The sequence below is a fragment of the Paenibacillus sp. P4_E11 genome (genome assembly GCF_056401635.1).
Map to the genome: position 1 here is coordinate 1 of NZ_JBFUIX010000129.1, position 10,886 is coordinate 10,886.

At 51.0% G+C, this 10,886-nt stretch carries 5 protein-coding genes; all 5 read left to right on the plus strand.

From position 1 onward, the window contains the following. Positions 1-427 precede the first annotated feature (427 nt). Positions 428-3,772, plus strand: coding sequence for a tetratricopeptide repeat protein (locus tag AC1DWB_RS28605; RefSeq protein ID WP_477544503.1), 3,345 nt, complete (start codon positions 428-430; stop codon positions 3,770-3,772). A 104-nt stretch (positions 3,773-3,876) separates the two neighbouring features. Further along, entirely contained in the window at positions 3,877-4,470 is a 594-nt protein-coding gene (locus tag AC1DWB_RS28610; protein WP_477544504.1) for a hypothetical protein, read from the plus strand. An 18-nt stretch (positions 4,471-4,488) separates the two neighbouring features. Next, positions 4,489-8,826, plus strand: a complete 4,338-nt coding sequence (locus AC1DWB_RS28615) for an RCC1 domain-containing protein (protein ID WP_477544505.1) — start codon at positions 4,489-4,491, stop codon at positions 8,824-8,826. A 523-nt stretch (positions 8,827-9,349) separates the two neighbouring features. Next, the gene (locus AC1DWB_RS28620) at positions 9,350-9,982 is read left to right on the plus strand and encodes a hypothetical protein (RefSeq protein ID WP_477544506.1); all 633 of its coding nucleotides are present in this window, start codon (positions 9,350-9,352) and stop codon (positions 9,980-9,982) included. Between the two features lie 336 nt (positions 9,983-10,318). Continuing rightward, a partial coding sequence (locus AC1DWB_RS28625; RefSeq protein ID WP_477544507.1) for an RNA-guided endonuclease TnpB family protein occupies positions 10,319-10,886 on the plus strand: 568 nt, incomplete at its 3' end.

A 10,886-nucleotide genomic window follows, 5' to 3' on the forward strand; every position in this document is an offset into this window, starting at 1 on the left:
GGGGCTACTGTCCTCAAGGATAGTACCAAATCAACCACTTCATCCTATAATCGAATAAACGGGGCTACTGTCCTCAAGGATAGTACCAAATCAACCACTTCATCCTATAATCGAATAAACCTCCACCCACACTTCATATAAAGAAGGGGTGGAGGTTTATTTTAGTTACGTAGGGAGAGGTTCTAACGTTCGTAATTTCATTCAACTAACAGGAAACGTTAGTTCAATAACCAACCTGGAAGAGGCTGCCAGCATGGGACTTCTGCCTCACTGCGCTAATAGGCAATATTGTTCAAAAACTTAGGACAAGGACCGTTTTCCTTTTTCATACATGTATAATATTGTATGATCAAAAAAAGATAAATCTGCACTTTGATAGATGATCATTTTTGGTTATAGTGGAATCGCCGTACAGGGAGGGGTCGGTTTGGCAGATTGCACGTTTCAATTATTGGGCAGTTTGAAAATCACCTTCGAAAACGAAGATTTGACGTCGATGATACCCGGTAAAAAAGCGAGGTTATTGCTGGTATATTTGGTTCTCGGCATGGACATGCCGCAAAGTAGAAAGCAAATTGCCTTTAATTTTTGGCCGGATTCCACCGAGAGACAAGCTCTGTCCAATTTGCGGAAACTCCTTCACGATCTGCGCCAATTCCTTCCGCGAATAGACCGATATCTCAAGGTCACTCCCGCATACATTCAATGGCTTCATGAACCTGTCTGTTATTCGGATGTGCGCGAGTTTGAACGGGCGGCGCAAGGACAAACCCTATATGAGCTGAGAAGAGCGGAAGAGTTGTACCGTGGAGAGCTTTTGCCAGGGTTTTACGAGGAATGGCTTCATTCGAAGCGTGAATTGCTGGCTCAACTCTATTTGAAAGTTCTGGGGAAACTCATTTCTATCCTGGAAAGTCAAAGGGAGTATACGTCAGCCTTATTTTACGCGAATAAGCTGCTGGTCCAAAACAAATTAAGCGAAGAATCATACCGCACGCTGATGCGGTTGTTTGCCTTAAACAAAGATGTAGCGGGCGTCATGCACATGTATGAGCAGTTGCGCTCCGTTCTGAGAACTGAGCTCGGGATTGCACCTGCGGAGGAAACCTTGCAATTGTTCGAAAGACTCACGCAGAATGGGGGTGAACATTCGACTGCCGCGTACAGCCAACCCCCGCTTATCGGCAGAATCGACGAATGGGGAAGCTTGGTGAGCGCTTGGAAGGATGCAACTGTCGGCAAAACCTCTCTGCTGCTCTTACAGGGGGAGGCGGGAATCGGCAAAACGAGACTGGCTCTGGAATTTAAGGCATGGGTAGAGAGCCAAGGGATGCAAACGGCATTTGCCGGCTGCTACCCATCGGTGAGTTCGCTATCCTATGCTCCGGTGACGAGCTGGCTCAGGAGCCTTCCCTTGCCGCAGATGAATCCGGTATGGCTGTCAGAATTAGCCCGCTTGCTGCCGGAGCTGTTTGAACGATACCCGAACTTGCCGGAACCACATCCCATTCGGGAGAATTGGCAACAATTCAGATGGTATGAAGCGATTGAACGGATGCTTCTGACCAAGCAACCGCTGATCCTTATCCTTGACGATATTCAATGGAGCGACAAGGAAACGCTCCAGCTCTTGTCCTTTATCCTTCGCAGCGATTCCAAGACCCGACTGCTCGTGATTGCGACAGCGAGAACGGACGAGTATGCAAACGATGCCGCTCGGCATTTCGTCTCCAAACTTCGGATCGAACGGAAGATAACGGAAATCGAGCTTGCTCCGTTCAACGAGGAAGGTACGAAACGGCTGATGGCCGCGATTGTAGGCGATGCGCTTGCGGACAGCAATTCGTCCGGTTTACACGCGGCAACCGGCGGCAACCCGCTATTCATTGTGGAAACGATGAGAGATTGGCAAACAAGCAGCGGCAAGAACGAGTTTCGTCTTTCGCCATTGGTCATAACAACCGTTGAAAACCGATTAAGCAGGCTTTCACCGGATCGTATCCGGCTTGTTTCCGCCGCCGCTGCCGTCGGAAGGCCGGTATCGGCAGAGTTTATGGCGGTCGTTCTGGACATGCAGGAGGAAGCTGTTTTCGAAACAATGGAGCTGCTGCTGCAGCTCAAGGTCATGCAGGAAGATGGGAGCGGTCTCTACGATTTTTCGCACGATATCGTAAGGGAAACCGCATACAAACTGAAAACGATTAGCAGACGACGCAACTGCCACCGGCGAATCGCCTGCAGCTTGATCGCTTATCATCACAAGAAGCCCGAGGCCATTGCCGCAGAAATCGCCTATCACTTTGAAATTGCGGGAATGAAGGATGAGGCGGTTCCCTATTATGAGATGGCCGCATCGGCTGCCGAGATGATTTACGCCAATGAAACGAGGATCAACTATTATCGGAAGCTGTGCAACCTGCTGCCTCCCGAACGGATTCTGCCCCTCCTGATGAAACTTGGCGACGCCTTGATCATTACAGGGGATTGGAAAGAAGCCGAGAACACTTACAGACAATGGCTGGAACGTTCCGGGAGCTCCGCAACGATCCGGGAACGATCCCTCTGTGACGTGGCGATGGGCAATTGTTTGCGACTACAGGGGAAATATGAGGAAATGAGTTTTCATTTGGAGCGGGCGTTGCGCTGTTTTGAACTGACGGAGGACCATGCCGGACTGAGTTCTGTCTATGTCATGCTCGGTACTCTGCATTATTACTTGGGGAATTACGACAAGGCGCTTTCTTATCTGATGAAAAGAAACGAGTTGCCCCATGTCGGAAATCGAACCCATGAGGATTGCCGGTTCTTTGGTATTATAGGGCACGTCTTTTATGACCAATGCGAATATGAGCAAGCGATTCATTGGATCAGGAAACAATTGGGGATCGCCGCGGAGAACCAAGATAAGTATTCCATCGAACATRCCATGGGCGTGTTGGCGATGGTCTATATGGATATGGATGAAATGGATCAGGCCTTTGACCTCCTTGCCGATAAGATGGAGATCAGCAAGTCGATCGGGGATCGTATGGGCTTCGCCATTGCTCATGGTATGTTGGGCAAGTACTATTGGTATCTCGGGCACCATGCGTATTCGTCCCCATGCATCGTCTTTTGTCTTGAAGAAGCTGTTGCAATCAAAGATTGGCGAGTTGCGGCCATCATGCTCAGTTACGAAGGACGCAACCTTCTGGCGCAGCACCGATTGGAGGAGGCCAATCCGTTGCTCGAACGTTCGATTCGGCTGTTCAATCAACTGCGTACCCCATACTTCGCATGCGAATCGCTCTATTTCATGAGCTTGCTGAGGCAACGCCAATATCAATACGAAAGCGCTGTTGAGTCGGCGGTAGAAGCGCTGGAGATTGCAGACCGGCTCAAACGGAGGGATATGCAGGTCAATCTGCTTGTGCAACTGTCGCGTTTGAAGATGGATCTAGGCTGGATAAGTTTAGCCGAAGCGACGAACCAGCTGCAGTGGTTGCTTGAGCAATCTCCCGGTCAACAGGAACAGGCTGTTATTCGATTCGCGCTGTGGAAGCTGTATCCCGAATCGCCCGAGCATCGGACCCCGGCGCTCCTGTTGAACGAAGATCTTTACCGGAAGTCGGGCAAACAGCAATACCTTGACCATTGCTGTGAGTTTGTCGATTTCCGTCATATGGCCGTGGCGCGTCCGATGCCGAAGCTTGCAGCCGAGGTGGAGCGATACAAAACGATCTCCCCGAACATTTTGGAGRATATCGATCATTATTTGAACCGTAAAATTTGAAGCGTTTTTGAAGCGCCCCTTTCTTTAGGATGGATCTAAAGAAAGGGGTTTTATATTTCCTGCTGGAATGATCGTTCAAATTGAGGTTAGGAAAGGTGTTGCACATGAGTCAGAAAAGGAACATTGTTTGCGTCGTATTGTTGGTTGCAAGTCTAATCGCCGGGTGCGGCGACAAAAGTAACAAAGCAGTAACGGGGTCCCCCTCTGCCAGCCAATCGGAAGGAGCTTCGGCCCAGGCTTCCAAAGGGGCGACCGCGAAAAATTCGGAGGGAGCGCAAACGGACGTCTTGAAGGATGCCGTTCTAGGCGCCAAGCTGAGTTACTTCGACTCCAAATTCGGAGCAGGCGTCAAGAAGGATAACGAATTGACCGTCGGCTACATGGACGGCAATATCAGGGTGACAGAAACTCAGGGCCAAGCTTATAACATTTTCAATCCGTATGTAAATCGTGGGGAGGCGCCAAGTCCGGACGAGGCTCTTGCATTCATCAAGCAGTTTCTGCCCCAGGACGCCGTTCTGATCAAGGAAGAGGAAGAGAAGGAGACCAAGATTCGGACTTACACGTATACGAGCAAAGCCTTGAAAGCTCAGACGGGACTGGCAGGGCAATTTATTATTCATATCTACAAGGATCCAAGCAACATCTCCAAAGTCAGGCAGGCGCAGATCAGCATCGATATTACGGCGAATATGTAAGTTCTAGGAGGTATTGTGATGAATGCTCGTAAGACGAAACCGATGCAAATCGTCATTTCATTCGCTATCATCTTGTCTTTGCTTCTCTCTTTTCTTCCGAATTTCGGTTTTGCCCAGAGTCCCGTTTGCACTTCTCCTTTTACAACGAAACCAATGATAACCGGGGGATATGCCCACACCGTTGCCTTGAACTACGATGGAACGGTATGGGCATGGGGGTACAACACAAGCGGTCAACTCGGAAACGGTTCGTACAATAACAGCAGCTCCCCTGTTAAAGTGCCCGCTCTGTGCAATGTTGTCGCCATTGCAGCAGGAGGGAACCATACCGTTGCACTGAAAAGCGACGGAACGGTGTGGGCATGGGGATCCAACGAGCATGGTCAACTCGGCTACGTCACAGATGCATATTTTAGTTCCGTCGCCGTGCAAGTGCCCAACCTGAGCAATATAAGCGCCATTTCAGCTGGTAACAGCCACACCGTTGCACTGAAAACAGATGGGACGGTATGGGCATGGGGAAGGAACGACTACGGACAACTCGGAGACGGAACAACTACAGCCGGCCGTTCTCCAGTACAAGTGAAGGACCTAAGCGATGTTGTCTCTGTTGCAGTAGGAGGCAATTACACTGTTGTCTTGAAACGCGATGGAACGGTGTGGACTTGGGGGTGGAACGCTGATGGCCAGCTTGGCTACGAAACGGTTCTCAACAATCATAACGATACACCCAAACAGGTGCCTAATGTAAGCGAAGTTAAATTGATTGCAGCAGGCTCCAGTCATACCGTTGTCCTGAAACGCGATGGAACGGTCTGGACTTGGGGATGGAACTACTCTGGGCAACTCGGCAACGGAACAACTACATCCAGCCATGATCCCGAGCAAGTACTCAACAGCCTTAATCCAAATCAAGTACTGAACGGTGTCGCCTCCATTGCGGCAGGAAGAATGCATACGATTGCCCTGTTAAACGACGGAACGTTGCGGAGCTGGGGGCTAAACAGCAGCGGCCAGCTGGGAGACGATACATATCGTGATCGTTTATTTGCAGCGCAATCTGGCCTGAATGGCGTTCTCGTCTCCGTTGGAGCAGGATATGACCACACGGTTGCCATCAAAGACGACGGAACCGTGTGGACCTGGGGAACGAACAGCTATGGCCAACTAGGGTACAAAACGGATCCTCTAACGTCTTCCAAAGTTCCCAGTCCGGTTGATGGATTCAACGTAACCACAACCCATCCAACCTTGCAACTTGGCGGCAGAGAGCGCTTGTCGTATCCGGAGTGGTCAACGGCGCCTACGAAATTGAATGCTTATTTATTTAATCCGGGCAGCGACCTTACTAATGTAACACTTAAACTGCTACTCGGTTCCGGGTTGAGTCTTGTTGACGATGATGCTGTTCATACTTTCGACAAAATCACCTCTGGAACGATTGCCGAAACAACATGGAAAGTGAAGCCTACTGCACAAGGTATCCACCAATTAACAGTGAACGCTTATAGAGAGGGGGAACTTGAACCGTTTGCAACTGCTGCTTATCAGATTGAAGCATTAGGGCCGGTTGTACCGCCTAGCGTCACGTTGAGAGGACTAAATGGAAATCAAACTAACGGGACTCCAGTAGCTGCAAGATCTGCCAATCTTACCTTTAATGTGAGCTTGGATATTCCGTGCCAGGATGTCGTGTTTATTGCAACGGATGCTTCAGGACGGAAACATACGGGACATATGAGTCCAATTCCAGGTGCTGCATGGTCTTATGTATTCAATCCTTCTAGCTCGGGGTTAACGACTTCACCTTTAAACATTGAAATTAACCCTCAATGCGGACCAGGTATGCAATTCGGCATTGTATTAATCGATCCGAGCGGGATTGTTTACAATGCGGAGCGCGGAGACGAAAACGCCTGGCCGTTGCCCGACGCTACGGTCGTTCTGCAATACAACGATCCCGCGTTGGGCAAATGGGTTGACATGAGCGAGGAAGACTATCCGGGAAGATTAGACCCGATCACCAATCCTCAAATCACCGGCGAAGACGGCCGGTATGCTTGGGACACGGCGGCGGGACAATATCGGGTAATCGTCAGCCGTCCCGGATTTCAAACCGCTGCCAGTCGTGTCGTTGATGTTCCGCCTCCTGTAACGGATCTGCACGTTGGACTAACTCCTACGGATAGAGTTCCGCCAAGTCTCACCGTAACCGGTGTAACCTATGGCGCGACATACACCCAACCAGTTGCCATTCCATTCCGTGCGTCCGATGATGAAGCAGGTGTCCGGTATGTATCGTATCGGTTGGATCAGGGCGAGGTGCAAAGGGCAAGCGGCACTAACGGCACTGTTACTGTAACTGCACCGGGCTCTCATACCGTTGATTTCATCGTTGTCGATCATGCCGGTAATGAGCTTGCCAAGCAAATAACGTTTACGATTGACGGACAGCCGGCCGGTAACACCCATTACATTGTAGCGTTCAACAGCAATGGCGGTTCGCCGGTGAGCAATCAAACGGTGAGCAAGGGCAGTGCGGTAATACAACCAGGCGATCCGACCAAGACCGGATACAGCTTCGCAGGTTGGTACGTCGACAGCGGATTGACTTCGGCGTTCGATTTCGCAACTGCGATTGCCGGAGATACTATACTGTATGCGAAGTGGATGCGAAGCGGCAACGCAGACTTAAGCGCGTTAACGGTTTCGGACGGCATGCTAAGCCCTGCGTTTGCCCCCGGCACTACAAGCTATTCGGCGAGTGTGGCCAATGGGGTATCGTCGGTGACAGTAACAGCAACGGTATCCGATGCCGTCTATGCCACGGTGACGGCGAGCGTGTACAACAACGTCGGTACGCTGGTGAGCGGGCCGCTCACCCTGACGAGCGGTGCGGCGTCTCCGCCGCTTCCGCTCAGCGTGGGCAGCAACACGATTAAGGTGATTGTGGCCGCAAGGGAAGGTACCACGAAGACATACAACGTGACGGCGACACGTGCGACCCAGTCGTCCAGCGGTGTCACGGATTCATCGGGCAGCTCTGATTCATTAAATGGACCCGTTTCCTTGGGCGGCATGTCCAGCTCTACGACACGGTTCCGAATTCTCGTCAACGGCAAGGAATTTGAGCAAATCGCTGTATTCGCGATCTCGAATGAGGGTGGAAGAACGGTGTTTTCGGTGACGGTGGATGCGGCCCAATTGGCGGATCAACTTGCCAAAGCAGGAAATAAGCCAGAGATTTTCATTCCCGTGACGGCAAGTGCGGACAAAGTGACGTTAGTTATGACCGGAGACGCGGTCAAATCGATGGAAAACAAGCAGGCCGTGCTAATCATCCAAACGCCTAATGGAAACTACAAGCTGCCTGCGGCGGAAATCTTCATCGACCGATTATCGAAGCAGCTTGGGCAGCAAGTGAAACTGTCGGATGTCGTCGTGCATGTGGACATCGCCAAGAGCGATTCCGATAAAGCCAAGCTTCTGGGAAATTCGGCGGCAAGAGGACATTTTACCGTCATCGTTCCGCCGGTCGATTTCACGGTGACTGCCTCGTTCAACGCAAGGATGGTGACCTCCGACAAGTTCGATTCGTATGTGGAGCGTGAGATTCCGCTTCCGGACGGCGTAGACCCGAACAAGATCACGACCGCCATTGTGTTGGAGGCAGACGGAACAACCCGCAGTGTGCCGACTTCCATGACGGCGCGGAACGGTAAGTATTACGCAGTCGTCCACAGCTTGACGAACAGCACGTATGCCCTCATTTGGCACTCTGTTACGTTTTCGGATGTCGAGAGGCATTGGGCCAAACTTGCTGTGAACGATATGGCATCGCGGATGGTCGTTAACGGAGTCGATGAGAGCCGTTTCCAACCGGATGCGGCCATTACCCGAGCGGAGTTCGCGGCAATCGTCGTGCGGGCGCTTGGACTGGCCGACAACGGGAAAACGGCCGCCTTCACGGATGTGAAGTCCGATGAATGGTATGTCGGCGCGGTAGCGAAAGCGCAGGAGTATGGGATCATAGAAGGATATGCGGACCAGATGTTCCGTCCAACGAAGACGATCACCCGTCAAGAAGCCATGGCGATGATCGTGCGAGCGGGGAAGCTTGCAGGACTGGATACAACCCTTAGCGCTGCTGAGTCGGATGCTGTATTATCCAAATATTCGGACGGCGGGGCAGTTCAAGACTGGGCGAGGCAAGCGGTTGCCGTCGCCGTATCCAACGGGCTAGTCAGCGGCTCCGATGCGGGATTGCTGCCGATTAGCGACATCACAAGAGCGGAAACGGCGGCAATCGTTCAAAGGCTGTTGGAGAAAGCCAAACTAATCGTCGGCAATCTTTGAAACGTTATAAAGCTAACCGTGCTTACCAAGCATCTGACGACACGCAGCTCCTCGAACGGGTACTATATCTTAACAATCAACAGGTGAGGCTGCCGGCGTAACGGCAGCCTCGTTGACGGGTATTATAAACTCAGCCCAATGCGTCAAGTTTCCCATAAATTGCAAATTAAATGGCAAAGTCCTCGGGAGGATTCCACTTCAGGAAAGAATATGGTAAATAAAATAGTGCATATAAAGTCTGCCTCTTGATTATCTTGAGGTAGGGCTTTTTTGTATATCCGCCACCACTCTTCCAGACGAGAATCTTCACCGATAGCCATCCCTTTCGCTGGGTGACCTTATAACTTGCCGTTACAGACAGCTCGGAGGTTAGTATCACAAATATAGGTAAGTTTTTTTGCTCCACGTGAAGGCACGGGGTAGATGACCGGATTGGATCGTGGGCGAAGCAGGTAACTGCCCGCTCGATATTATAATGGCATAACCGATGCGAATCCCATCATCAAAACGAAGGAGTGATATTATGGTTAGTAATGTGCAGCCACCCAACCAAGCAAGACTGGCAGTATCGGCGGGGAGCATTCGCTTCGCTGGCCTGGCGTGCCTCATCGGCGGGTTGCTGTGGTCAGTGCTTGTTAGCGTCGACCAACTACAGGCGCCGGTACCTTCACTAGTCAGCGATTTACTGATAACTATCCCAATGTTGCTGGGCCTGGCGTGCGGGCCGCTGGGCCTGCTCGTACTCAGTACCAGCGGGAGCGGCCGGATGAGGTGGGTCGGACTCATCGGCACGTCTATCAGCCTACTGGGGGTATGTTCTTATCTGGCAGCTGCCTTGTCAAAATACGTCGCAGGGTATGAGATGGAGTTCTTTTATCCCGTAGGTGCATTACTGGTTGGAGTCGGTATGATAACGCTGGGGATTGCGGCGTTCGTAGCGCGATGGCTGACGGGATGGCGTCGGATGGCGCCGCTTTTCGTTGGGTTGTACTACGTAGCGATGATCCCGTTCCAAATCGTCTTCTTTATTATCCCTAGCGGGCAACCTTCGCCAATACTGCTCGGGTTCTGGAGCGTCGCATGGATTCTGCTCGGATATGCTATCTGGTCTAGTGCTCCTTCCTTCGAGCGTATTACCGGACAGAATCGTAAATGAGATGGACCCATACACATCAGGGGCGGACGCAACCGTTTGAACGGGGAACGACGATGGCATAAGTTGGGTTTCGATGTTTTTCAAGAGTTTTCGGATTTAATGGAAACCGGATTCTATGGTACGACAAAAGTATTATGGTATTGAACTAATTGGAACACATATTGTTTTAACCTAAGAGCCGAGAAGTCCCCTGCCTCTAAGCCACCTTGCTTTCGAAGAAAGAGCGTAGGCGGGGGATGAATCGGTGCTTTTAGAATGTTTTTGTTGGATTCAGTGACAAGAAATAGAACAAACGTTCCTTAATTTATGGTATAATCTATTCATGGGGGTGACTACATGAATAAGGCATATCGGTTCCGGATCTATCCGTCAACCGAGCAGGAAATGATGATTCGTAAGACGTTTGGCTCTGTTCGGTTTATCTACAATCAGATGCTGGCAGAACGTCAGAACAAGGTTGAAAGATACCATGACGATAACGAGCAACGGAAGCAGCAACGGTACCGAACCCCAGCCGGGTTTAAGCGTGAGTTCGACTGGCTACGGGAAGTAGACAGCCTCGCACTATGTAATGCGGAGCTGAATCTGAAGACAGCATTCCGGAACTTCTTCCGTGATAAGCGGATCGGATATCCGAAATTCAAAAGTCGGAAAAACCCGGTACAGAGCTACACGACGAACAATCAGAAGGGAACGGTTCGACTCTCAGCAGATGGGAAGCACGTCCGTGTCCCCAAACTCGGTGAGATTCGAATCAAGCTTCATCGGCAGATCCCCGAAGGACATCGCATCCAATCCGCAACAATCAGCCGTCATTCAAGCGGGAAAACGTATATATCCATCCTAACCGAATACGACGCAAGTGTAGCCCCCATCATCCCCCAGCCTGAAAAGGTTCTGGGAT